Below are 26,012 nucleotides of genomic sequence, written 5' to 3'. Positions count from 1 at the left end.
GTTAGTTTCAGTCGCCAATATCACGAAAAGTAAGCGATCAATTTAGACCGTCTTTTCCTCATTGAACTACCCCGTAAAATAGTCCCCGTAGATTTTACTCACGGAGACTTAATCGATGGCAACAAAAAGACGTACACGCGAGCAATGGCAGGTATTGGTTGATAAGCAAGCAGCAAGCGAACTGTCGGTCAGTGAATTTTGTGCACAGCATGCGTTAACAGTATCAAACTTCTATCTGTGGCGTAAAAAACTGAGCGATGATAGCCAATCGCTTGCGCAGCAAGATAACTGGCTTGCCTTTGATATGCCAGCAAGTGCGAACCAGAGCGCAGGCTCTGTCTGGGAGATTGAACTGGCATTACCCGGTGGTGTGGTGCTGCGGATGAACCGGGCTGCCTGATGTTACCCTTATCCAATGGGCGTATTTGGCTGTATACCGGTAATACGGATATGCGCAAACAGTTTGATGGGCTGGCGGCACTGGTACAGGGCAAACTGGGGATGCAGGCGCATTGTGGTGACTGGTTTGTGTTTATCAATAAACGCCGCACGCAGCTAAAGGTGTTGTATTACTACCAGGGCGGCTATTGTTTGTGGAGTAAACGGTTAGAAAAAGGCACCTTCGCCAAAGTCACTGACGGTACAGCAAAAACACCATTAAACAGTGCTCAGTTACAGTGTTTGATTGATGGCATTTACTGGCAAAAAGACAAACAAAACAGGCGATTTAATTGACTGATTTTGTTATAATTTACGCCATGAAAACACATTCTATTAGTCACCTTTCACCGTCTGAAATTGAGGCTGCCTTTGCTCATCAAGCTGAGGAGATTGCGCAACTCAAGCATCAACTTGACTGGCTTAAACGCCAGTTGTTCGGGCGTAAGTCTGAAAAGGTGTTAGTGGATAATCCGGCGCAGAGCAGTTTGTTTGATGAGGGTGAGACACACGCCTTACCGGCAGACACCAAACCGGTGAAGGCCCATACCCGTTCCTCACAAAAGCAACGCCGCGACTCGGATGTGAATGATGAAGGCCTGCGTTTTGATGAGACGGTGCCGCAACAGGTGATTGACCTGCCTGCGCCAGAATTACAGGGGGCGGAGGCCGACCAGTATGAAGTTGTTGATATCAAAGAAACCCGTCGCTTAGCACAACAGCCCGGCAGTTATGTGGTACTGGTGTATCGTCGTCAGGTCGTGCGTCATAAAACCACGCAAACCCTTAAGGATACCCCAGCGCCAACCAATGTACTGGAAGGCTGTTACTGCGATGTTTCATTACTCGCCGGGCTGATGGTGGATAAAGCGGTATATCACTTACCGCTTCACCGCCAACATCAACGGATGCTCGATAGCGGTATCACCCTTAGCCGGGCTACCTTAATCAACTGGATACAACAAGGCATTGAGCTGCTTCGGCCCATCGCCAAAGCCCAGTGGCAACACATCCTGCAAAGTAACATACTGGCCATGGATGAAGTGCCCATTAAAGCCGGGCGCACCAAAGGCGCGGGTCGAAAACCCGGACACATGAAACAAACTTACTTTTGGCCGATGTACGGTGACAGTGATGAAGTGGCCTTTACCTGGAGTCACAGCCGAGGCATGTTGCATGCCAAAGCACAGTTACAGGACTTTACCGGTACCTTGCTGACCGACGGCTATGCTGCTTATACCAAAACTGTTGAGCAGATAAACCAACAAGAACAACAGATTGTGCACGCTGCCTGCTGGGTACACATGCGCAGAGGCTTTGAAAAAGCCCTCGACAGTGAGCCGCAAGCCGCACAGCAGGCACTGGATATTATCGCTGCGCTCTACCGGCATGAAAAACACATCCGGGATAAACAATCAGACCTGGCCGATATCCATTCTTACCGGCAACAACACAGCGAACCACTCGTGACTGACTTCTTCCGGTGGGTCTACCAACAACGACAGCGCACTGATTTACTACCCAAATCCCCCTTCGCCAAGGCGCTTCACTATGCGCATGAGCGAGAAAGCCAACTCAAGGTGTTCCTGAGTAACCCCGCGTTACCCATGGACACCAATCATCTCGAACGGGCACTGCGGGTTATTCCCATGGGCAGAAAAAACTATTTGTTCTGTTGGTCTGAACTCGGAGCTGAACAACTGGGCATATTACAAAGCCTGATGGTGACCTGCCGCCTGCAAGGCGTCAATCCCTACCATTATCTGGTGGATGTATTGCAGCGTGTAGCACTGCACCCGGCCAAAGATGTACTCGACCTGACGCCAAGAGTCTGGAAAGAGAAATTCGCGGACAAAAAATTGACGAGCGATTTAGATAAAATGGGGTGATCCGGGTCTATATTGATCGCTTACCACGAAAAAGCACTCTATTACGAGTGCTTTTTTATGGACGTTATTCTCTAACCACTTCAACTAAACCAATTTGTAGTTTTTTACATACGCTAGCAAGCTATTTATTAAGGGTAGCAGCCGTTTACGTAACATTCTGTGCCAATAGCTTGCTATCATTTTTTAGTTTTTGAAGGCTTTCGTTGACCTTTCGCCGAAATAACCAGGTATCATTTGCCATGCATACCATCGTTCCTCTGATAGCTTGGCTTGACTCACTTTGTAAAGCGGCTATGAGTTAGTTTATGATTATGTACAGTGACCGCGTATCACTATGATAAACAGCCACTTACACAGAATATCTTACAGTCTCTTGTTAGCGGAATATTTTAGTAATCTGAGTCCAATGCCTGATTGAGTAAAGTTCTAATAACCCTTTCTTTTAATTGAATACCGCTGTAGTTTCCACTCCTGATGTCCTTAGTTAACCTGTAAAGGTCTTCAGTCTTATTGCCATCTTCAGCAATCGCAAGACGTTTTGATAACACCCTGATTAAATCAGCGTTATTGTTAAAGCGTTCATCGTGATGTCTAGCGACAAAACCAATAGCTCGAACCAAAGATTCAATATTATTGTCTATTGCAAGCGATATGAGTGCCAGATTTTCACGAATATCCTGCAAATCGCTTTCAAATTTAGTTAAGTATTCTTGTTCCCACGCTAAAAAGTGTTGTTCAGCAGCTAAGCCTTTCCAGTAATACCCTCGTGCTTTTTTAAAATCATGTTCAACAGGCTCGTGACCGTATAAATACTTATCACCAGCTACTTTACAGGCCAGTATGTAGCTATAAGTACAAGAGGTCTCCAGATACTCAAAAGCTTTCTCTAAATTATAGTATTCGGAATCTTTAAGACTGAATAAAGAATGAATGAGATAGAGATTATATGTTGCACTTACCCCTTCTTCATCCTTACGCTCAGACTTTTTTAACGGCTATGTTCTGCTAAATTGTTGCTATACTGTATATGGATACAGTTATTGAGGGTTGATCATGATCCCAGCACAATTTACAAAGCTTATAGCCGAGTTAGAACACTTAACAGATAGTCAAACCCGTTATGTTGAGAAGCTGCTGAAAGGCACTGATAGCGTCTCACAGTTGATAACAGAGCTTGAGGAGCGGATGGTTGAAAACCCTGAATGTCCGCACTGCCATAGCTCACTGATCAATCGGCACGGCAAGGTAAACAAGATGCAGCGTTATCGCTGCAAGAACTGCGGCAAAACCTTTGTAGCGACAACGGCGACACCGCTAGCTCGACTGAGGTACAAAGAGCTTTGGTTAGAATATATTCGCTGTATGCTGGACAGTAAGCCATTGCGTAAATGTGCCGAAGAATGTGGTCTCCACCTTGAAACATCGTTCAGGTGGCGGCATCGATTCCTAGCGCTACCATCAGCACTGAAGGCGAGCAAACTAGAAGGTATTATCGAGGCTGACGAAACACTTTTTCCCTACTCAGAGAAAGGCTCAAAACGGATGACTCGTCAGCCCCGCAAAAGAGGGATGAAAGCGAAAAAACGAGGGCGTTCAAAAGATGACTGGGTGCCCGTTTTAACGGTCAGAGACAGAGCCAAGAATACGTATGAGGCCGTTGTGCCAAGTGTTACATCGGCAACTCTGCATCAGGAGCTAGCAGGAAAATTAGAGAAAGACAGTGTGTTATGTAGTGATGGATATAAGCCCTACATAGCTCTTTCTGAGAAAAATGATTTAATACACAAGCGCTTAGACGTGGCGGGAGGTGTTAAGGTGATAGATAAAGTCTTTCATATTCAGAATGTTAACGCCTATCACAGCCGTCTGAAAGCGTGGATAAAACGGTTTCACGGAGTAGCCACAAAATACTTGGAACACTACCTGGGTTGGTTCAGGTTTATGGATAATCCAGAAAACCTTAACGAAAACAGGCTCTTTTCGATTCAACAACAGTTAATCCGAACATAGCCTTTTTAACATTTCTTGTCTTAGCATTTCTAAACGTGAATAGTAACGCTCTTCATAAGCAGCTAACTCAAGGTCTTTAGGAGCGTACTCCTTCAATCCTCTCAATCCGTAATAAGCTGGCGAAATGCTTCGGTCACTGAATTTGAAAGGCTTAGATATCGCGATTTTGGCAAATTCTATATATTCAGTAAGGTTGTTACTTGTCGGGCCTACTAGGTAAAGTTCAATGTTTTTAATTTCGTCGTATTTTTTAATGTAATCAATATCTCTTTCACCGTAAGCGGGAGACGAGAAAAACACGTTGGTCGTAGAGACAAGAAAAACGAAGACAAAAAAAGAACGTACAAAATAACTCATTCGCTTAATTACTCCATGTTGTGGCCATACTTTGACTATAAAGGAATGTTGTTGGTGCAATAAACCATGACATTGAATAAAAAACACTTCTTAACCCAAAGTTCCAATATTATCTTTTTTGAACAAATAATTAGAAAAGGAATTCAAGTCAGATGTTTCACAAGTTCAGCGCACTTATTTTAATAATTATTTTTCTATTCTCTAGCCCTGCTCAAGCAAAATTTAGTTCTGATGACCCAGTCGATGAGATGCATGGTTATATCAAATGCCTCATGCTCACAGCAGCCCATCATATTACCTGAGAGCTAGGGACTGCTTCACGCTCATTGCAGCCTATCGAATTATCTGGAAGCTAGAAACTGCTTTACGTACAAAGCAATTCAATTTTATTACTCTAAACATTGAAACTTAAGAAAATATAGAATCAGCTTTGTAATATTGAGGGGCGAAAGACAGTAGAGCAAGTTTAAAAGAGGTTCCCCTGGGGGACGAAGGTGTAACCTAGCTCTTTATCTCCATATACGGTGCTTTTAGCATTTTTCGAGTAGAGACCTACGATATATATGCTCTCCCTGCCAAGCTAAATTTATCCCAGCCAATTTCATCAGGATCTCCCATAAAGTTAGGATTAAGATACATCGCTTTCGGAGACTGTAGTAGCGCTTTTTATCTATATTGAGGAAGGTAAGGTCGGCAGTTACCTATAAAAAAGCTCGGACAGATGCCGAGCTTTGAAGATATTTCTTTGTCCCCTATTTGTCCCCCTAACTTTTTAAAAAGCCAGAGGCCAGTAAATACAAGGGATTTAGCCTAAAACGGCATTTTGAAGCCTGGAGGCAGTGGCATGCCACCGGTGACGTCAGACATTTTCTCTTTTGACGTTTCGGCAACGCGGCGCGCGGCATCGTTAAATGCCGCAGCAACCAGATCTTCCACCATGTCTTTATCGTCTTCCATTAACGACTCATCAATCTCTACACGGCGTACGTTGTGGTTACAGGTCATGGTGACTTTTACCATGCCCGCACCTGATTCACCCACCACTTCAAGATTGGCCAGTTCTTCCTGGGTTTTCTGCATGCGCTCCTGCATTTGCTGCGCCTGCTTCATGATGTTGCCCATTCCGCCTTTGAACATAATAGTATCTCTCTAATAGAAAAAATTGATAAGTTGCGACATCGCTACTCAGCGAGGCTGAATACTGTCTTCCAGTACCTCAGCATTGAACGCCCCCACCACAGAGCGGATAACATCATCAGACTGAATAACTTGTCGAGCATGACGTTGTCGCATTGTATTAATTTGCTGTTGAATCTGAAAAGGTGTATCGGTGACCTCTGCAAACTCTAACTGCACAGTTACCGCCGATTGTAGCACTTCTGACATGGCAGTCGACAACTGTGAAGCGGTAGTTTCGTTAACCAGGTGCTCCTGCGCCGGGTCGAGCCTGAGCAATACTTTATTTTCGTTGCGCTCAAACAATGAGTGCAAAGCAACCTGCTTGAGTAGTCCCGCAATAGGCATGGCCTCAATAAGCGCGCTCCACTTATCGATTTGACTGGCAGCGAGCAGCTTATCGCCGTTTTCAAGATAAGCAGGTAAATTACTGTACGTATCGAATGATACGTCGGCAGCCTGATTAGGAACGAAGGTGGCGGGCACTTCTGCTGCAGGTTGCGACGGGTTGTAATCGCTATCGGTTTGCTCAAGCCCGGCATCAGCGTTGGGATTGCTTACCGGAGCTTCATTTACCGGCTCGGCATTTTGGCCTGGCTCATCAGCCATGCCCTGACTGTTTTCCAACACCCAGGGCGGCGGCGAGTCTGCCTCTTCTTCCTGATGGCGGTAAGGCTCATCCCGAGGCGTTACATTGGCATTATCAGGTGTTGGCTGAACCGTTTCAGTTGCCTCATTCTGAGCTTGTGATTCATCGCTCGGTGCGAACTTAGCTGCCAGCGAGGGCTTAAACTCCCTGCTAGTCGTCGTTGCTGGCTTTTTTGCTGCGTCAGCTTTGTCCTCCGCTGCCTGCTGTTTGAGTCGTTGACGCAACGCCAACATGGCAGCGGTATTCGCCACCGGAGCCTGTTCGTCCCGATCGGCCGCTTCAGGCTGAGGTTCTGCATAAGCATGCGGGTAGTCTGCTGGCGGCGGCAAGTGCTCATCCGGTGGATTATTATCGTACTGCTGATACGCGTCGTAATCCTGCGGCGGCTCATCATAATGCGGTGGTTGTGATGACGGCTGCGTTAAAGCGTCACTTTGCTGACGAAAATCTGCAGCTTCATCCATCAACTGCTCTGCCTCAGAGGCAAGCTGTTGTGATTCATCGGATGCTTCGGCCTGAGCGCCCGGTTCAGCGTTTTGTTCTGCCGTCTCAGCTACTGTGTCAGAGTGTTGTTCTGCTTGCGCTGAGGGCACAGTGGCTGCCTGATTACCTGCATCGGGTACCGTTCGTGCCGGCGCTTGCTGAATAACGGTTTCCCGCTCGCCAACCGGTTCTACCGGGGCAAAGGTCATCATGCGCAGTAACGTCATTTCAAACGCACTGCGCGCATCGTTGGCAAAGGGTAAATCTTTACGGCCCTGCAAAGCAATCTGATACAGCAACTGAACTTGCTCCGGAGCAAAATGCCGGGCCAGTTGATAAATCGCTTTGGCGGTGTTGGTTTCCAGCTTACACGCTTCTGGTACCCACTGGGTAAGTGCTATCTGATGCAGCAGGCTCGCCAGTTCTGCCAACACAATACTGTAATCAGGGGCGAGTACGTCAATTTCTGCAGCCTGATGAAGTACTTCAGCGGCATCTTTTTTACCAATCGCAAACAGGATTTTCAGCAATTGCTGGCGATCCATCAGGCCGAGCATATCAGTGACGATGCTGCCGGAGACCTGATTATTGCCCTGCGCTATCGCCTGGTCGGTCAGACTCAGGGCGTCACGCATACTGCCCTGAGCGGCTTTAGCCAATAGTCCCAGCGCAGACTCTTCAAAGGCAATCTGTTCTTGCTGCAATATATGCTGCAGTTGCTGACCAATCTGATCCCGTGACAAGGCCTTGAGATTAAACTGCAAGCAACGGGACAAAATCGTAATGGGTAATTTTTGCGGATCCGTGGTGGCCAGCAAAAATTTAACGTGAGGCGGTGGCTCTTCCAAAGTTTTCAGCAAGGCATTAAAGCTGTGCTTGGACAGCATATGCACTTCGTCTATCAGGTAAACCTTATAGCGCCCGCGGGTTGGCTTATACTGGACGTTGTCCAGCAGCTCGCGGGTATCTTCGACCTTGGTGCGAGAAGCAGCATCGATTTCAAGCAAATCAACATAATTGCCCTGCTCTATTTCGACACAGGTACTGCACTGTCCGCAAGGGTTAGCACTTTGACCCTGTTCACAGTTAAGGCTTTTCGAGAAAATACGCGCAATAGTGGTTTTACCTACCCCACGCGTTCCTGTAAACAGGTAAGCATGATGCAAGCGATCGTTATCCAACGCATTGGTGATCGCCGCAACAACGTGCTCCTGGCCAACCAGTTCAGCAAATCTGCCCGGCCGCCATTTTCTTGCCAGTACCTGATATGCCACCGTTAGTTGTCCTTAATCGCCATCAAATTCACAAATACAATAAGGTTCCAGCCCCAGCGCTTCAAGCTTCTCGTAGCCGTGTAGTGCCGGCAAGCCGATAACGAAACCAGCGTGCTCTACCACACCACCGAGGTTACGAATAAGCTTAGCCGTAGCAGAAATAGTACCGCCGGTGGCTAACAGATCGTCGATCAAAAGCACCTTATCGCCGGGGTTAATGGCATCCCGGTGAATTTCCAGGGTGTCTTTGCCGTATTCGAGCTCGTAGCTTTCGCTGAGTACGTCACGGGGCAGTTTGTTAGGTTTGCGTACCGGGATAAAACCGACTCCCAGCTCAAGCGCCAAAGGAGCGCCAAATAAAAAGCCGCGGGCTTCAGTGCCTGCCACTTTATTAAATCCATAAGGTCGGTATTTGTCGAGCAGCATAGAGATACACTGGCTAAACGCCTCGTAATCTTCTAATACGCTGGTCACATCACGGAATTCAATGCCGGGCTTTGGATAGTCCGGCACTGTTTTTACAACTGATTTTATATAATCTGCACTCATGCCTGTCCTTTATAATTATTTTTTTAGCATGAATTTATTTGATCAGGTATGTAAAGATACCTGCTAGCGTAGGAAGCAATGGAAACGCGACTAACGCAACCACAATTGCCAGAAAATACCACCAGTTAAACACTTCTTTAAAATCTTCGTTACCAGCCATGAAAATTCTCAAATTTAATTAAGCTAAAAAAGGGGGGTAAATGGTAATCGAAAGCGGTCTGAATTGACAGTGCAAATATGACGCCCGATGAAAAACCGGTCATTCATTTTATCTATATACCGTTTGATTCAGCGGGTATTACGGCACCGCAGGATAACCACTGAGTCAGGAGCGGTGTCAGCCCCTGATGTAGTGTCTCAACGGAAAACTGCGGAGCTTGCTGGTGAATGGCTGCCACCAACGAGTCAAAACTATGAATCTCACTGCTGAGTAATTGTAATGCCAGCGCAGACAGTGCCGTTATATGCTGAAACTGCACCTGATGTTGCTCGTCACGATAGAGCAGATAGTAATGCATCGAATCGCCAGATTCGGGCCTGAAGTCGGGGCTAATCTGATGCACCGGGTAGTGATAGGCAGCCAGCTCAGTTAATGGCGAGGCGGTGAGCCGTGAAGGTATGCCATCCTGCCGCCAATAATTAACAGGTTGCTCAGCTTCCCTGACTGACAACGCCAGCTCAAGCCATTCATAATGCGCGAGCTCCGCCATAAAGGGCGGATCATTTTTAACCGGCTGATATTCATTACTGAGGTATTCGACAAACTCTTTACTAATATGAATAAAGTAGGGAGACGAACACTGGTGCTCAATGAAAAAGCGTCGTATCAGCGCCTGCCACTGATCTTCAGTATACAGGTTGTGTAACACCGGAAAGCCGTTTTGGATAAATCCCGATACATTGTTAAAAAACAACGAGCGATAAATATCCATTCTGCGTTGCGTATCTGCCGACTCGTCTGTTGAGTGTTGTGGCGCCCGAATGCTATTCGCAAATGATTGTAACTGCACCTGTAATGTCATCAGGCTACGCCCTGCTGCTCAGCGCTAACCGCTTGTTGGATTTGTTTGATGCGTTGTACCTCATCAAGCAGTACTTCTAATGCCGGGATGTTAAAGTCACGTTCCAATAAAGTAGGAAACACATGGTGCTTTCGGTAACTATGAGCCAGTAAATCCCAGACCGGTTCAATGACATCGCTGCCGTGAGTATCGACCCGGAGATCTTCGGCTTCTTCATAATGGCCGGCAATATGCCCATAAACTATGCGTTCCGACGGCAGGCCATCAATAAACGCGTAGGGATCGTACCGGTGATTAATCGAATTTACATACACGTTATTGACGTCGAGCAACATTTTACAGTTCGCTTCAGACAACACTGTATTAATAAACTCGAGTTCTGTGAGTTGCTGGTTAGGCGCAATATAATAAGACACGTTTTCCAGCACCAGAGGGCGCTCAAGAATGTCCTGGACCACTTTCACTCGCTGGGCAATATAGCTTACCGCCTCTTCAGTAAACGGAATCGGCATCAGATCGTACAAGTGCCCATCGGCTGAACAATAACTTAAATGCTCACTGTACAATTCGATGTTATAGCGATCGAGAAAGTGCTTAAGCTCATGCAAAAATCGGTGATCCAATGGATCAGGACCACCAATAGACAAGGATAATCCATGGGTAGTGAACACGGCCTGCTTTACACAACGATTAAAATCTTCGCGATATTTGCCCCCCAGCGGGATCCAGTTTTCAGGTGATACTTCCCAGAAATCAACATCTCCGGGAAGAACAGGCAGCACATCATCCAACATTTCCCTGCGTAGGCCCAGACCAGCCCCCTGTAACTTAACAGCCATGAACTACTCCTGTGACGACTGGCTTAAGCTGCACCACCGCACTTGCCTTCACCACATTTACCTTCTTTCTTGGCTTTTTTGTCGCCACCGCATTTGCCTTCACCACACTTACCTTCTTTCATGGCTTTCTTCTCGGCACCGCATTTGCCTTCACCACACTTACCTTCTTTCATGGCTTTCTTCTCGGCACCACATTTACCTTCACCACACTTACCTTCTTTGTGGGCTTTCATGCTCTCGCCGCACTTGCCCTCGCCACACTTACCTTCTTTGCTGGCTTTCTTGCTTTCGCCGCATTTACCTTCGCCACACTTACCTTCCGGCGCAAACTGCATGTAGCCAGACTCTAACTGTTGAGCACCAAACGGATTAACCGTATCGGCCATCGCCATAGACGACATGGAGGTTAAAACTACTGCACCCAGTGCGCTTGCAATACCGTTTTTGTTTACTTGTTTCATTGTCTTGTTCCTATCGGGTCGAATAATTGTTATCTCTTTCACTATAGACCGGAGGCTATAATATTTTATTTCGTTTATCTAAAAAAAAACCACTTATACATCGTAAGTGGTCTTTGTTACTCGCACAATATACTTATCAGTCTGCTTTATAACCAATCCTGAATCCCCCCCAGTGACGATTATTAACAAAAATAGGGGCTGACAGATCATGCATAACCTCGCCGGTATCCCGTTTATAAGTTTGTAACAGGAAACTCTCGGTATTGCTGCCACAGCGAGAGCCGGTGTAATCATTAAAAATACGTTTGGTTCGACTCTTAGCAAGGTCTGTTTCATAATTACCGGTCATTTTATGACTGAACTTTTTATTGTGCGTGGGGAAATAGCCATTTACATCCACCGCGCCGGCGTAAATAATAAAGTCGTTTTGCTCCAGAATTGGCTCTTGCAACACAGGAAGCTCTGCATCGGTGAATTTGTCGAAACCGGTAGTGAACTTCTGCGGATTAGTATTGGGCACCGGTTGATAGTTAAAGTCGAACAGCGCTTGCTGTGACAGTCGCCCCTGCTCGATCGCCTGTTCAAACATCTTGCCTATCAGCTGCGCGGTTTCCTGGGCAATGCGCTGCACTTTGGCATTACGGTTGTGTAAATCAAATACCTGCAATTGACGGAAAATATCCTCGGTCTGGTGACTTAATGCCAGTACCTTCTCTGACACTTCCCCTAGCTCAGCTTCCAGGTGACGGGTATTTTCATGTAACTGCATTGCATTGGCACTGATACCACGATTCGCCTCACCATGTTCATCCACGGTATCTTTCATTACAGTCATAGAGTTAGCCGCAGCGCTTGAGGCTTCGCTGGCGGCTTTAATTAAATCAGATGACTCAGTGATCATCTGGCTCATTTCATAACCGGCGTTAGCTACCTTTTCAATGGCCATTACAGAATTCTGGCTACACTGATTGATTTCACTGAGCACTTCATCAATTCCCTGCGTCGCGTCAGTGGTTTTCTTGGCTAAGTCACGTACTTCGTCGGCCACTACCGCAAAGCCCCGGCCCTGTTCTCCGGCACGCGCAGCTTCGATGGCGGCATTAAGCGCTAGCATATTGGTTTGGTCGGCAAGCTGATTGATGGTAGTGGTAATACTTCCGATGGATTCTGCACTACTGCGTAGCGTCTGTAACATGGCCTTTGAATCATTAATCTGACTAATTAGCGTGGCCTGTTGATCGAGAAGATTATTAAGTAACTGGCGACTACGCTGGGTCATTTCGTCGGATGTTTGTATCTTATCTTCCGCCATCACAGCGTGTTCTACTAGCTGCTGGTTTCCGGACTCGATATTTTCTATACGTTGAGCAATCTCCTTAATACTGTCTACCTGCTGATTGAACATTGAGGTTAACTTATCTAAGAAGTGCGAAACACTGGCGCCGCCGATAGCAATTCGACTCGCAGACTGACTTATCATCTCACCTTTTTGAGAAAATTCATTGGTCACTGACGGAGCATCAGTGACATCCTCTTTAGCCTGGCTCGAAGCGAAATAGGTAAAGCCACATGACAATAAGCCAACTAAAAACGCCACCGCGCCTAAAGAAAACTGATAAAGGCCGAGCCCTACACTAACGATACAGATTATAACCAACTGACTAATTGTAATTTTCACAGCGATTAACTTCTTAATATATTGTTATAACAACCCTGTAACAACTATAGCTTATGTTTTTGAAAGTTACTGTCAATTATAGACAAAAGTATGAAGTAAACAGTCGTAATGTATAAGAAATTACAGAAGTTTTGATACTGAGCTTGGTGCATATATGGTGCTAGTAGGAGTTCTGCGATTGTAAGTGGGGGCGCGCTCTTTGCTGAGCGAAACCGGGATGACAGGTCTTTATTTTATTTGCTCTGTGTAAAGAGCTCTTTTGAACTCTACGGTTGGACGATGGGGGTCCCGGTCTTCGCCGAGCGAAACCGGGATGACGGTTCTTTTTTTTATTTGCTCTGTGTAAAGAGCTCTTTTGAACTCTACGGTTGTACGATGGGGGTCCCGGTCTTCGCTGAGCGAAACCGGGATGACGGTTCTTTTTATATTTAATTAATAAAGCTCTCACATGGGGGTGAAGAACGGTGCTTCGTAGAAGTATGACGAATGCCGGTGGCATTCGACAAGTGATGAACGCGAGGCATGGATGCCGAGCTGGATGCCCCCTACAGGGAAGTATCACTAAAGGACACTGTTCGAAGAGCGTCTATGGATATGACTCTCGATGGTTGGGTCTTCATAGGCGTGGCACGTCAGTGCCTTTCTAAGCAAAAGGGCTATCCAGATAATGTTGTTATACCAATTGCCTTAAAAGTTTGATCTAATGGCAGTATTCATATTCGAGTGATTTTCATATGCATACCGCCGACGACTTTAAACAATTAGCAAAGCAGACATCCAACGGCCAATTACGGACCCGCTATTTAGCTTTGTATCATTTCAAGAAAGGAGAAACACGTACTCAGATAGCCGCTTACCTTGGGGTTGCCAGAGGCAGTGTTAATACATGGGTATCCAACTATCTGGCTCACGGACTTGAAGGCCTGCACTCCAAACCTAGTCCGGGTAGACCCTGCCAGCTCTCCGTCTCTCAGCGAGAACAGGTCGCACATTTTATTGAAGAAAACGCGGTTAAAAAGGAGGGAGGTCGTTTGATTGCACAGGATGTACGACAATACATTAGCGACACCTTCCAAATCGACTATCAGTTGCGAAACGTATACCGCATCATGGATACGCTCGGTTTCAGTTGGATAACCAGCCGCTCTAAACACCCTAAACAATCACAGCAAACCCAAGATACTTTTAAAAAACTTCCAGTTGGAAACGATCCTTCACACTCCAGGTCATCTCCCTCTGGATCGCGTTGACGTCTGGTTCCAAGACGAAGCACGATTCGGTCAGCAAAATCAGACGTCCAGAATATGGGCTGCGAAGGGCAGCAGACCAAGAGTGGTAAAGCAACAGCAATTCGATTATGGCTATATCTTTGGTGCGGTGTGTCCGAGCAATGGCAATACCCAGGCGCTTATCAGCCCTCTTGTCAATAAAGAGGTGATGAAGCAGCATCTGAAATTGATCAGCGAAGCGACAGAGCCTGGGCGTCATGCCGTTGTTGTGATGGATGGCGCTGGCTGGCATACATTCGACACGGCCAGCCCATTTACCAACGTCAGTCTCGTAAAACTCCCAGCCTATTCTCCGGAGCTGAACCCGATGGAACAGGTATGGCAATGGCTACGGCAGCGTTGCTTATCAAACCGGGTATTTCGAGGTTACGAAGAAATAGTAGAACAGGTCTCTCGTGCCTGGAATACATTCATTGCGGATGTTGAGCGAGTCAAAAGTCTCTGTTGGAGAGAGTGGACAAATTTAGTCAATTAATTAATGCAATTGGTATTAGCAATGATGATGTTTCACTGAACGCCGCATACAAAAAAAGGCTACCCAAATGGATAGCCTTTTTTCTTAGAATGGGAGCCCCGTAGCCGGCGCGGGCGGTGTTCTACTCTTACATGGGGGCGGAGAACGGTTTCAAGCAAGCAAACCCTTTTGCTTGCTCCGTTCGGAGCGGCTTCGCCTCTGGCGAAGACTGGGGGCCCCCTTCGGGAACGGACGACCGCGAAGTAGAACTTTCAGTTTTACTTAAACGAAAAAAGGCCGACCTTCATGCTCGACCTTTTTCGTTTCAATTAGGAGCCTGGCGGTGTTCTACTCTCACATGGGGAGACCCCACACTACCATCGACGCTAACGTGTTTCACTTCTGAGTTCGGAATGGATTCAGGTGGGACCACGTCGCTATTGCCGCCAGGCAAAGTCGTGCAAAATCGAGTGCTTTTCTCGACTTTTGCGCAAGGAGGACAAACAGTAATCTCAGGTGCCTGTTCATCAGCCTTATTTAAACTTTTAATTGTTTTAACAATTCTGGAAATACTGATATGTATTCAATCTATCGAGTAACTACTACTCTCTCTGACTTAATTAGTCAGCCATTCCATCAACTTCTAAATGTAAAGCCATTTAGGCGTTGTATGGTTAAGCCTCTCGGGCAATTAGTACAGGTTAGCTTAACGCCTTGCAACGCTTCCACACCCTGCCTATCAACGTCGTAGTCTACAACAACCCTTCCAGAACTTAAGTTCAGGGATGACTCATCTTGGGGCTCGCTTCCCGCTTAGATGCTTTCAGCGGTTATCGATTCCGAACTTGGCTACCGGGCAATGCCTTTGGCAAAACAACCCGAACACCAGCGGTTCGTCCACTCCGGTCCTCTCGTACTAGGAGCAGCTCCCCTCAATCATCCAACGCCCACACCAGATAGGGACCGAACTGTCTCACGACGTTCTAAACCCAGCTCGCGTACCACTTTAAATGGCGAACAGCCATACCCTTGGGACCGACTTCAGCCCCAGGATGTGATGAGCCGACATCGAGGTGCCAAACACCGCCGTCGATATGAACTCTTGGGCGGTATCAGCCTGTTATCCCCGGAGTACCTTTTATCCGTTGAGCGATGGCCCTTCCATACAGAACCACCGGATCACTATGACCTACTTTCGTACCTGCTCGACGTGTCTGTCTCGCAGTTAAGCTAGCTTATGCCATTGCACTAACCTCACGATGTCCGACCGTGATTAGCTAACCTTCGTGCTCCTCCGTTACTATTTGGGAGGAGACCGCCCCAGTCAAACTACCCACCAGACACTGTCCGCAATCCCGATAAGGGACCTACGTTAGAACATCAAACATACCAGGGTGGTATTTCAAGGACGGCTCCACAGAAACTAGCGTCTCTGCTTCGAAGCCTCCCACCTATCCTACACAAGTAGGTTCAATGTTCAGTGCCAAGCTGTAGTAAAGGTTCACGGGGTCTTTCCGTCTAGGTGCGGGTACACAGCATCTTCACTGCGATTTCAATTTCACTGAGTCTCGGGTGGAGACAGCGTGGCCATGGTTACACCATTCGTGCAGGTCGGAACTTACCCGACAAGGAATTTCGCTACCTTAGGACCGTTATAGTTACGGCCGCCGTTTACCGGGGCTTCGATCAAGAGCTTCGCTTACGCTAACCCCATCAATTAACCTTCCGGCACCGGGCAGGTGTCACACCCTATACGTCCTCTTTCGAGTTTGCAGAGTGCTGTGTTTTTAATAAACAGTCCCAGCCACCTGGTCACTGCGACCCCCGACTGCTTAAGGAGCAAGTCCTATCACAATCAGGGGCGTACCTTCTCCCGAAGTTACGGTACAATTTTGCCGAGTTCCTTCACCCGAGTTCTCTCAAGCGCCTTAGTATTCTCTACCTGACCACCTGTGTCGGTTTGGGGTACGGTTCACATAATCATAAGTTTAGAAGCTTTTCCTGGAAGCAGGGCATCAACAACTTCACCACCTTGGTGGCTCGTCTCGTGTCTCAGCCTTAAGAACCCGGATTTACCTAAGTTCTCAGCCTACTCACTTTCACTTGGACAACCAACGCCAAGCTTGTTTAGCCTTCTCCGTCCCTCCATCACTGATTATATAAGTACGGGAATATTAACCCGTTTCCCATCGACTACGCATTTCTGCCTCGCCTTAGGGGCCGACTTACCCTGCCCTGATTAGCATGGGACAGGAAACCTTGGTCTTCCGGCGTGCGGGTTTTTCACCCGCATTATCGTTACTCATGTCAGCATTCGCACTTCTGATACCTCCAGCAAACTTCACAGTTCACCTTCAGCGGCTTACAGAACGCTCCCCTACCCAGAGGACATCCTTAACCCCACTCCACTGTGATGAAACGCTTTAACAGCAGGTCGCTTCGCGACGTTGCTGTTAGCTTACATCGAAGTAGTGTTAAGTGATGTCCTCTGCCGCAGCTTCGGTATATTGCTTAGCCCCGTTACATCTTCCGCGCAGGCCGACTCGACTAGTGAGCTATTACGCTTTCTTTAAAGGGTGGCTGCTTCTAAGCCAACCTCCTAGCTGTCTGGGCCTTCCCACATCGTTTCCCACTTAGCAATATTTTGGGACCTTAGCTGGCGGTCTGGGTTGTTTCCCTCTTCACGACGGACGTTAGCACCCGCCGTGTGTCTCCCGGATAGTTCTCTTTGGTATTCGGAGTTTGCAAAGGGTTGGTAAGTCGGGATGACCCCCTAGCCTTAACAGTGCTCTACCCCCAAAGGAATTCGTCCGAGGCTCTACCTAAATAGATTTCGGGGAGAACCAGCTATCTCCCGGTTTGATTGGCCTTTCACCCCCAGCCACAAGTCATCCCCTAACTTTTCAACGTTAGTGGGTTCGGTCCTCCAGTTGATGTTACTCAACCTTCAACCTGCCCATGGCTAGATCACCGGGTTTCGGGTCTATACCTAGCAACTAGACGCGCAGTTAACACTCGCTTTCGCTACGGCTCCCCTACATGGTTAACCTTGCTACTAAATATAAGTCGCTGACCCATTATACAAAAGGTACGCAGTCACCCCTAAAGGCTCCCACTGCTTGTACGTATACGGTTTCAGGTTCTATTTCACTCCCCTCACAGGGGTTCTTTTCGCCTTTCCCTCACGGTACTGGTTCACTATCGGTCAAATAGGAGTATTTAGCCTTGGAGGATGGTCCCCCCATCTTCAGTCAAGATAACACGTGTCCCGACCTACTTAATATGCAAACAAAGCAGCTTCATGTACGGGGCTATCACCCTGTTTCGCCCAACTTTCCAGAAGGTTCCACTACTACTTTGCTTATCGGCTGCTCCCCTTTCGCTCGCCGCTACTCAGGGAATCTCGGTTGATTTCTTTTCCTAAGGGTACTTAGATGTTTCAGTTCCCCTCGTTCGCCTCTACACCCTATGAATTCAGGTGCAGATACACATAAATGTGTGGGTTTCCCCATTCGGACATCTGTGGCTCAAATGCGTTTTGTCAGCTCACCACAGCTTTTCGCAGACTTACACGTCCTTCATCGCCTCTATTTGCCAAGGCATCCACCGTATACGCTTAGTCACTTAACCATACAACCCTAAATAGCTTCCCAGGTTACCCTGTTCGTCGTAGCCACTGCTTATTCACATGAGTAAGGAATAAGGTGAACCACCGTACAACACTATCCAAAGGATGCGACATCCTAAAAGGATGGATAACGTTGCGCTTAACCTCCGCCTTTTTATCCGGAGTCAGGTGTGCATTAAAGCACTGTTGCATGCATGACTGTCTAATCATTTACTTTGCTGTTTTCACAGCGCCGTATGTCAAGTAGAGTAGCTTTTGAAAGAACATCTTTCGATATTCTCAGTTACTCAATTTTGATTGATTACTAATATCAGCTTTCCAAATTGTTAAAGAACACTTTAGAGTAAAAAACCCTAATCAATAGTCACTCTAAAAGTGGTTATTCATTAGGATTTATATCCAGTTTTGACCATTCACCGCAAAGTATTGGTAGGCTTGGGCAGACTTGAACTGCCGACCTCACCCTTATCAGGGGTGCGCTCTAACCAGCTGAGCTACAAGCCTGTACTATAAACTTTTATTATCGGCAGTTGCCGACCTCACCGTCCTCAGCCTTAACAGGGCTGCAACCAGTAAACTAAAAGCCTAAAGAGTGGTGGAGCTAAGCAGGATCGAACTGCTGACCTCCTGAATGCAAATCAGGCGCTCTCCCAGCTGAGCTATAGCCCCAGTGATTTCCCTTACGAGTAAATCTTGGTCGTTCTTCATTTCATAACAAAACAATCTGTGTAGGCACTGCATCAAGTCGTCCAACGACTTTACGTAAGGAGGTGATCCAACCCCAGGTTCCCCTAGGGTTACCTTGTTACGACTTCACCCCAGTCATGAAACACAAAGTGGTAATCGTCCTCCCGAAGGTTAGACTAACTACTTCTTTTGCATCCCACTCCCATGGTGTGACGGGCGGTGTGTACAAGGCCCGGGAACGTATTCACCGCAGTATGCTGACCTGCGATTACTAGCGATTCCGACTTCATGGAGTCGAGTTGCAGACTCCAATCCGGACTACGACAAGCTTTAAGGGGTCCGCTCCACATCACTGTCTCGCTTCCCTCTGTACTTGCCATTGTAGCACGTGTGTAGCCCTACACGTAAGGGCCATGATGACTTGACGTCGTCCCCACCTTCCTCCGGTTTGTCACCGGCAGTCTCCTTAGAGTGCCCAACTAAATGCTGGCAACTAAGGACAAGGGTTGCGCTCGTTGCGGGACTTAACCCAACATCTCACGACACGAGCTGACGACAGCCATGCAGCACCTGTGTCAGAGTTCCCGAAGGCACCAATCCATCTCTGGAAAGTTCTCTGCATGTCAAGTGTAGGTAAGGTTCTTCGCGTTGCATCGAATTAAACCACATGCTCCACCGCTTGTGCGGGCCCCCGTCAATTCATTTGAGTTTTAACCTTGCGGCCGTACTCCCCAGGCGGTCTACTTAGCGCGTTAGCTTCGCTACGCACGAATTAAATTCACACACAGCTAGTAGACAGCGTTTACGGTGTGGACTACCAGGGTATCTAATCCTGTTCGCTACCCACACTTTCGCACATGAGCGTCAGTCTTTGGCCAGGGAGCCGCCTTCGCCACTGATGTTCCTCCAGATATCTACGCATTTCACCGCTACACCTGGAATTCCACTCCCCTCTCCAAGACTCTAGTCTGCCAGTTCTAAATGACCATCCCAGGTTGAGCCCGGGGCTTTCACATCTAGCTTAACAAACCGCCTGCGTGCGCTTTACGCCCAGTAATTCCGATTAACGCTCGCACCCTCCGTATTACCGCGGCTGCTGGCACGGAGTTAGCCGGTGCTTCTTCTATTGTTAACGTCACAGCTGGCAGGTATTAACTACCAACCTTTCCTCACAACTGAAAGTGCTTTACAACCCGAAGGCCTTCTTCACACACGCGGCATGGCTGCATCAGGGTTTCCCCCATTGTGCAATATTCCCCACTGCTGCCTCCCGTAGGAGTCTGGGCCGTGTCTCAGTCCCAGTGTGGCTGATCTTCCTCTCAGAACAGCTAGAGATCGTCGCCTTGGTAAGCCTTTACCTTACCAACTAGCTAATCTCACTTGGGCCTCTCTTCAGGTGCGAGCCGAAGCCCGCTTTGGTCCGTAGACGTTATGCGGTATTAGCAGTCGTTTCCAACTGTTATCCCCCTCCTGAAGGCAAGTTCCCAAGCATTACTCACCCGTCCGCCACTCGTCAGCGATTAGCAAGCTAATCCTGTTACCGTTCGACTTGCATGTGTTAGGCCTGCCGCCAGCGTTCAATCTGAGCCATGATCAAACTCTTCAATTAAATATCGAAATTTTGAATTGTCGTTGTTGACACTCTTAATGAGTGCCCACACAGATTGTCTTGTTATAAATTGTTAAAGAACTAAGTGCAGAAAGGATTTTTCTTTCTGCGCAAGGAGGACTTTCGTCACACTCAGTATTAAAAACTTTCCCTTGCTTGCTTCAGCGTTCTTTCAGAACCTGCCGAAGCGGGATGCGTATGATACGCTTTTGGTTTTCTGCGTCAACACTTTTTTTGAAAATTTATTTTCTAAGCATTGTCGCTGTATACCGCTTCACATAAGGCTTTCGCGCTATGCCGGGTTTGCCTGTTTGGACGTTCCCCGTTGAAGAGCCGCGCATTCTACGCATATGGTTTTTAACGTCAACCTTTATTTCGCAATAAAATTAAAAAACGCGACAATTTGGTCGCGCTTTAATCAATCCGTATATTATCTGTACTAATTCGACGTTTTTTCGTCTTTTGGTTCCTTTATATCGTCTGTGCTCTGATCTTTAGCTGACGCTTCTTCTGTTTCTTCTGCACTCACCTTAGAAACAAAATCTGCGTCTTCTACCTGATCGCCAACCACATCACTTAGGGTTACCTTATCAACCGTTCTGAATGTATTGATGGGACCCGCCAATGCGTACAAAGCAAATACTATAAATAAGACTAATGCAGGCTCGGTGGCAACAATAATAAAGATAAGCAAAATTACCAGTAGCGCAACAAACGGTACTTTACCGTTCCAGTTTACTTCTTTAAAGCTGTTATATTTGAAGTTACTGACCATTAACAAGCCAGCCAAGCCGGTAACCAACGCCACAATGAGTCCGATATCATCGCCGTTAATATCGTACTCCACGCCTAACCACACAAATCCGCACACAACAGCTGCTGCAGCCGGACTGGCCAAACCCTGAAAGAATCGCTTGTCGGCAATGCCAACCTGAGTATTAAAGCGAGCAAGCCTTAAAGCAGCACCTGCTACATATATAAAAGCAGCAAACCAACCCAGTTTGCCGAGATCGCTCAGACCCCAGTTGTAAGCCACCAGCGCAGGTGCCATGCCAAATGACACCATATCGGCCATCGAATCATATTCCGCGCCAAAATCACTCTGTGTATTAGTGATGCGAGCAACCCTTCCATCCAGACCGTCAAATATCATGGCCACGAATACTGCCACCGCAGCAGCCTCAAAGCGCCCGTTCATAGAAGACACCACAGCAAAGAAGCCTGAGAACAAACCGGCAGTGGTTAGAAGATTCGGCAACAAATAGATACCTTTATGTTTACTTTCTGACATGATTTTCTCTATAGCTACAAACCGCGGACATTATTTCATAATCTAAACTGACATGCTTACTGTTTTTAAGTTTCAAACTATTTATGTTTCTTCTTTAAGTAAACGTAACTTACGACAAATAACTACTTATAGGATCATATACATAAATGATCAGTTTAGTTTTGTAGACTAGATGAATAAGAGAGTTTGAATTTGCCATGTTGAAGCACTTTCTCGCCCTCACATCATGTCAAAATATTTTACATACAACGTAAATCACCTTGACAAAGAATGAATTAAACCATTGTTTTTTAATGTTTATTTAAAGTAGGTTCAATTTTTGCTTTAGCACAGTTCGCAAGAATGTGTAGTTAATGAGGAAGTGAAGTATGCGGTTTAACTGTAGTAAGACAGCTCTTGTTTTAAGCACAGTTGGTTTATTAGCGTCGGGTTTAGTATCGGCGACAGGTAACAACAGCTGTAACATGACCACAGGATGTGATTCCTGGGGCAATGCTAAAATCTATAATATGTATGACGATCTCGGTCACGATTACAGTACAGGAATTAACCTGAACGGCATTACCGTTAATGTGTCGGCTTGGTCAGATGTAGGTAATTATACTGGATCGCAATCGTATTGTGATGGTTACCAATATCGAAGCTCGTGTTACGGTGGGTCTTGGAAGGATGTTGATGGTTCTGGTTTGAATAGCGAAGAAGACGATACCGTCCAGTCAGCAAATTTTGCCGGTCCTTGGTGGTCAGGGTCTCAGATTGGTTATGGTATGTATAGTGGCGACGCCGGTGAAAGCCATACTATCGATAACTATTCCAACGAATATGGCGGCACAGATTATGACATGGTGTTGTTATCATTCTCAGAAGAAGTCTCTCTGGCAGGGGCTACATTCAGTTATGTCGATGGCTACGCTAGTAAAAACCAGGTAACTGTTGCCGGATTGTCAGACACAGGCCTTAGCCAGTTAACCAGCGGTAGCGCCACCTGGGGCGATATTGCCGCGACAGTTGGTAGCTCTTTAAAAAACAGCTTCCAGATTGGCTCTGATAACGGTACCTATTACTCCGATTTTACCTTTACTGAAACGTCGAAATATTGGTTAGTTGGTGCATATAACACCGCTTTTGGTTTTGTTGATGGATTCAGCAAGAACAATGATGGCTTTAAATTGTCATCGATTGGTTTTAACAAAATCGAAGCTGATCCGAATGACTCGCCAGACCCGGTAAATGCGCCTAGTTCTTTTGCCTTACTTCTTCTTGCTGGTGGTTTTGCAGCATGGCGTAGAAAGCAAGCTAAATAATTTCAAAATCGTTCTTGTAGAAGGGTGGCATTTGCCACCTTTTTTGTACACAATCAAAAAATATCCAATTGAATATAAATACAATTACTATGCGATTGACTTCAGCACTACTGATCTCACTGAGCTTGTTGGGCACTGCCTTTACTTATGCAAGTTCTGAAGACGACTACGAAAAAGCACTCACCGCCTATTCTCAGGCGCGTTTCGACGAAGCTTTTATCCATTTAAAAAATAGTCTTCAACAGGACCCTGACAATTTGGCCGCCAAAATACTGATGGGTGAATTGATGCTGGTAAATGGTTATCTGCAGGCTGCTGAAGCGGAATTTTATGAAGCACTTGATCAAGGTGCAGATATTAATCTGGTTGCTGAAGCATTGGGTAACGCCCTGCTTTTTCAAAATAAATATCAAAGAATTCTCGATTTCAGCAATATAGATAAGTTGACTGCTGGTGAAAAAATTAAGTGGTTACAAATTCGTGCAACCGCCTGTATCCGCTTAAAGCAAACAGGCTGCGCTATTGATGCCTACAACCAAAGCCTCAGGCTCGATAATAAGTACGTGCCAGCCTACAATGGCCTGGCTTCTGTTACCATACTTGAGGAGCAATACGCTACAGCTAAGGAATATCTGGAGCTAGCAAGTAGCTTAGATAACAAGAATGCCGTTACCTGGCGTTTAAAAGGGGAATTAGCCCGCGCGCAAGGTAGATACAACGAAGCTATAGATAATCTTCAAACCGCTTTACAACTAGCTCCCGAAGATCCGCTTACATTGCGCAAGATGGCGGATATTTACCTGGAGAGTAATGACTTTGAAAGTGCGCAGGCATTTGTAGATGAAATTGTTGAGAAAACCCCCAACGATCCACTGGCCATATTATTAAGTAGTTGGCTGGAAAGTAAAGATCAGGAAAAGCTGGTTAATAATGATCGTCTGGAAAGACTCAATGAAATAATGAATAGCTTGTCTCCTGAACTCATCGCCGATCAGCCTGTCCTTTATTATATCAGCGGATTAACCGCCTTCTTCCATGGCAATACAGAGCAGGCAACCAGAGATTTCACGCAATATCTGCAACAAAATCCTAATGACACCCAGGCCATCGTATTGCTAGCCAAAACCTATTTAATGACCCAGCAAAACCGCCCCGCTCTGACCTTATTGGAAAAACACGAAGACAAGCTGTTGGAAAATGTCGATTCTGCCTTATTACTCGGTGACTTGTATTTAAAACAGAATCGTGCGTTTAAAGCACAGAAATTAAGCGATGCGTTATCAGAGCACTATCCCGAAGATCCAAGAGTAAGTTTATTCCGAATTCGCCTTATGGCTTATCGTGGAAAAACAGATGAAGCGCTAGGTATTCTTGATCGAAACTACGATAAAAATCAGGACAACATCACCTTTCTTTTTACTTATAGTATGATGAAACTTCAGGCGGGATACGAAACTGACGCACTCAAAGCCGCCAATGCAATTATTAAAATGTCCCCAAATGATGCAGACTTTTTAAATTTAAAGGCGGGTATTTTAATTCGCTTAAAACGCTATGATGAAGCCTTGTCAATCCTCGACACAACTCTTGAGAAGAAACCAAACCTGTTTGCAGCTAAATTTAACAAAGCAGCCATACTCAGCCGCTTAGGCGACTATACTCAGTCAAACCTTATTGTGGATGAATTGTTAGCGGTTTCGCCGAAACACCCTCAATCGTTACTGCTAAAAGCACATAACCTGGTTGAAGAAAATCAGGTTGAAGAAGCATTATCGCTGTATAGCGATATCCTGGTGCTTAACAATGACTTTACCTATGCACGCTTTGAGCTGGCTAAGCTCTATCAGGCTATTAAAGACTACGACCAAGCGATTTATCATATTGACAGATTACTGGTAAACGATTTCGATAACCCGGAATATTTGTTGTTTAAAGCCGCACTCTTTATTCAAAAAAACAATACACTGGAAGCTCAAAAGACGTTATCCGTGGCAGAACATTTTACCAAAAACTCGGTTGCATATTTGGCAAGACAAAGCGAACTGCAACAGGCCATTGGTGATTTCCCTGCAGCGATTAAATCTCTCGAGACGGCGTTAGCCCTTGCGCCACAAAATACCCGATTGAAGCTTGTTAAAGCACGATTACTAATTGAAACAGGTGAGCTTGCTACGGCGAAAAGCCTTTTGAGTAGCGTACTGGCGGAGAACGAGAACAATCCTAACTATTGGCTGACTCAAGCGTTACATTCCAATGCCAGCGATAATCGCCTTCAAGCCACCAATGATCTGATAAAAGCACTTAACTTAGATCCTTATTTTCATCAGGCATTAGTCATGCTTTACGAATTTGCGATCCGTGGTGGCGACAAAGAAGTGTTTGTTACCCAGGCCGAAACAATAGTAAATAATTACCCAAAAAATATTCTTGCTAAAAACATTCTCGCGCAGTTTTATTATATACAGCATGATTTTGACCGGGCTAAGGCATTATATGAATCGCTGTTGAAACAAGAAGAAAGTATTAACAAACCAATGGTTCTCAATACCCTGGCGATTATGGCTTTGGATGAAGATATTGAGGTTGCACACAAGTACATCACGCAAGCCTTTGAACTAAATAGTACTCACCCTGAAATACTGGATACTCTCGGTTGGGTTCTGGTTCAAAAAGGACAATTAGAAGATGGCTTGGGACATTTACGGAAAGCTTTCGCAAGAGACTCGAACAATCCTGAAATTCGCTACCATATCGGTTTCGCTCTGGTAAAACTAAATCGTAACAAAGAAGCTATTGAAGAGTTACAAAAAGCCGTTTCTGTACAACGCCCTTTCTACAATCGCAACAAGGCCCAAGCATTACTGGACAGTATTCAGTAAACGCGCTGTCTTAAAAAAGCAAAGCCGGCAGTTTGCCGGCTTTGTT

18 protein-coding genes, 2 tRNA genes and 3 rRNA genes are annotated in these 26,012 nt (G+C 46.3%); 7 read left to right on the top strand and 16 right to left on the bottom strand.

Going from position 1 to position 26,012, the window contains the following annotated elements; translation table 11 throughout:
• The first annotated feature begins 115 nt into the window (after positions 1-115).
• From tnpA to tnpC, 3 genes are read left to right on the top strand one after another with little or no spacing between them, the layout of a single operon-like run.
• Positions 116-400: an IS66 family insertion sequence element accessory protein TnpA gene (gene tnpA, locus AC566Q_RS06920; RefSeq protein ID WP_499614310.1), complete on the top strand. Its 285-nt coding sequence runs from the start codon at positions 116-118 to the stop codon at positions 398-400.
• Entirely contained in the window at positions 400-735 is a 336-nt protein-coding gene (gene tnpB / locus AC566Q_RS06915) for an IS66 family insertion sequence element accessory protein TnpB (RefSeq protein WP_126874057.1), read from the top strand. The genes tnpA and tnpB overlap by 1 nt, the downstream gene beginning before the upstream one ends.
• Before the next feature lie 23 nt (positions 736-758).
• The gene (gene tnpC / locus AC566Q_RS06910) at positions 759-2,327 is read left to right on the top strand and encodes an IS66 family transposase (protein WP_499617393.1); all 1,569 of its coding nucleotides are present in this window, start codon (positions 759-761) and stop codon (positions 2,325-2,327) included.
• A gap of 389 nt (positions 2,328-2,716) precedes the next feature.
• On the opposite strand, the gene AC566Q_RS06905 is transcribed toward tnpC, so the two are convergent.
• Entirely contained in the window at positions 2,717-3,010 is a 294-nt protein-coding gene (locus tag AC566Q_RS06905) for a hypothetical protein (RefSeq protein WP_499615186.1), read from the bottom strand.
• Positions 3,011-3,380: 370 nt separating this feature from the next.
• Here AC566Q_RS06905 and AC566Q_RS06900 point away from each other — a divergent pair, with 370 nt between their 5' ends.
• Positions 3,381-4,337, top strand: coding sequence for an IS1595-like element ISAma5 family transposase (locus tag AC566Q_RS06900; protein WP_499608922.1), 957 nt, complete (start codon positions 3,381-3,383; stop codon positions 4,335-4,337).
• On the opposite strand, the gene AC566Q_RS06895 is transcribed toward AC566Q_RS06900, so the two are convergent.
• The 9 genes from AC566Q_RS06895 to AC566Q_RS06855 all read right to left on the bottom strand — a co-directional run bounded on the left by AC566Q_RS06895 (position 4,323) and on the right by AC566Q_RS06855 (position 12,825).
• A complete protein-coding gene (locus tag AC566Q_RS06895) occupies positions 4,323-4,694 on the bottom strand; it encodes a hypothetical protein (RefSeq protein ID WP_499615184.1) in 372 nt (123 codons plus the stop codon). The genes AC566Q_RS06900 and AC566Q_RS06895 overlap by 15 nt on opposite strands.
• Positions 4,695-5,504: 810 nt before the next feature.
• Entirely contained in the window at positions 5,505-5,831 is a 327-nt protein-coding gene (locus tag AC566Q_RS06890) for a YbaB/EbfC family nucleoid-associated protein (RefSeq protein ID WP_499615181.1), read from the bottom strand.
• Between the two features lie 48 nt (positions 5,832-5,879).
• The gene (gene dnaX / locus AC566Q_RS06885) at positions 5,880-8,276 is read right to left on the bottom strand and encodes a DNA polymerase III subunit gamma/tau (RefSeq protein WP_499615178.1); all 2,397 of its coding nucleotides are present in this window, start codon (positions 8,274-8,276) and stop codon (positions 5,880-5,882) included.
• Between the two features lie 12 nt (positions 8,277-8,288).
• Positions 8,289-8,825 (bottom strand): adenine phosphoribosyltransferase, encoded by a 537-nt coding sequence (apt, locus tag AC566Q_RS06880; protein WP_105933610.1) that lies wholly within the window; start codon positions 8,823-8,825, stop codon positions 8,289-8,291.
• A 34-nt stretch (positions 8,826-8,859) separates the two neighbouring features.
• Positions 8,860-8,985, bottom strand: coding sequence for a hypothetical protein (locus tag AC566Q_RS06875; protein WP_276309509.1), 126 nt, complete (start codon positions 8,983-8,985; stop codon positions 8,860-8,862).
• 112 nt (positions 8,986-9,097) lie between these two features.
• On the bottom strand, positions 9,098-9,847 hold the full coding sequence (locus AC566Q_RS06870) for an HvfC family RiPP maturation protein (protein WP_499615175.1): 750 nt from the start codon (positions 9,845-9,847) through the stop codon (positions 9,098-9,100).
• The gene (locus AC566Q_RS06865; protein WP_499615171.1) at positions 9,847-10,686 is read right to left on the bottom strand and encodes an HvfB family MNIO-type RiPP peptide maturase; all 840 of its coding nucleotides are present in this window, start codon (positions 10,684-10,686) and stop codon (positions 9,847-9,849) included. The genes AC566Q_RS06870 and AC566Q_RS06865 overlap by 1 nt, the downstream gene beginning before the upstream one ends.
• Positions 10,687-10,709: 23 nt before the next feature.
• Positions 10,710-11,147, bottom strand: a complete 438-nt coding sequence (locus AC566Q_RS06860; protein WP_499615167.1) for an HvfA family oxazolone/thioamide-modified RiPP metallophore — start codon at positions 11,145-11,147, stop codon at positions 10,710-10,712.
• Between the two features lie 136 nt (positions 11,148-11,283).
• Positions 11,284-12,825 carry a methyl-accepting chemotaxis protein gene (locus AC566Q_RS06855; RefSeq protein ID WP_499615163.1) on the bottom strand — a complete coding sequence of 514 codons (1,542 nt, stop codon included), beginning with the start codon at positions 12,823-12,825 and terminating at the stop codon, positions 11,284-11,286.
• 734 nt (positions 12,826-13,559) lie between these two features.
• On the opposite strand from AC566Q_RS06855, the gene AC566Q_RS06850 reads away from it, so the two are divergent.
• Positions 13,560-14,589, top strand: a protein-coding gene (locus tag AC566Q_RS06850) for an IS630 family transposase (protein ID WP_499615159.1) whose coding sequence is annotated in 2 segments (ribosomal slippage) — positions 13,560-14,014 and positions 14,013-14,589 — 1,032 coding nt in all. Because the reading frame shifts where the segments join, the coding sequence is not laid out codon by codon here.
• Between the two features lie 314 nt (positions 14,590-14,903).
• Here AC566Q_RS06850 and rrf read toward each other — a convergent pair.
• From rrf to pssA, 6 genes are all read right to left on the bottom strand, one after another.
• Positions 14,904-15,019 (bottom strand): 5S ribosomal RNA (gene rrf / locus AC566Q_RS06845).
• 219 nt (positions 15,020-15,238) lie between these two features.
• A 23S ribosomal RNA gene (locus tag AC566Q_RS06840) occupies positions 15,239-18,198 on the bottom strand.
• A 425-nt stretch (positions 18,199-18,623) separates the two neighbouring features.
• Positions 18,624-18,700: transfer RNA gene (locus AC566Q_RS06835), tRNA-Ile, on the bottom strand.
• A gap of 89 nt (positions 18,701-18,789) precedes the next feature.
• Positions 18,790-18,865, bottom strand: a tRNA-Ala gene (locus tag AC566Q_RS06830).
• 94 nt (positions 18,866-18,959) lie between these two features.
• Positions 18,960-20,492, bottom strand: a 16S ribosomal RNA gene (locus tag AC566Q_RS06825).
• The 16S, 23S and 5S rRNA genes sit together here with 2 tRNA genes alongside, the layout of an rRNA operon.
• 439 nt (positions 20,493-20,931) lie before the next feature.
• Positions 20,932-21,783 (bottom strand): CDP-diacylglycerol--serine O-phosphatidyltransferase, encoded by an 852-nt coding sequence (pssA, locus tag AC566Q_RS06820; protein WP_499615155.1) that lies wholly within the window; start codon positions 21,781-21,783, stop codon positions 20,932-20,934.
• A 368-nt stretch (positions 21,784-22,151) separates the two neighbouring features.
• On the opposite strand from pssA, the gene xdp1 reads away from it, so the two are divergent.
• Both xdp1 and prsT read left to right on the top strand, forming a co-directional pair.
• The gene (xdp1, locus tag AC566Q_RS06815; RefSeq protein ID WP_499615152.1) at positions 22,152-23,087 is read left to right on the top strand and encodes an exosortase-dependent surface protein XDP1; all 936 of its coding nucleotides are present in this window, start codon (positions 22,152-22,154) and stop codon (positions 23,085-23,087) included.
• Positions 23,088-23,176: 89 nt separating this feature from the next.
• Positions 23,177-25,966 carry an XrtA/PEP-CTERM system TPR-repeat protein PrsT gene (gene prsT / locus AC566Q_RS06810; protein ID WP_499615146.1) on the top strand — a complete coding sequence of 930 codons (2,790 nt, stop codon included), beginning with the start codon at positions 23,177-23,179 and terminating at the stop codon, positions 25,964-25,966.
• The last annotated feature ends 46 nt before the right edge of the window (positions 25,967-26,012 follow it).

This window comes from Alteromonas sp. H02 (assembly GCF_059682525.1).
This window is presented reverse-complemented; position numbering and strand designations above follow the sequence as displayed.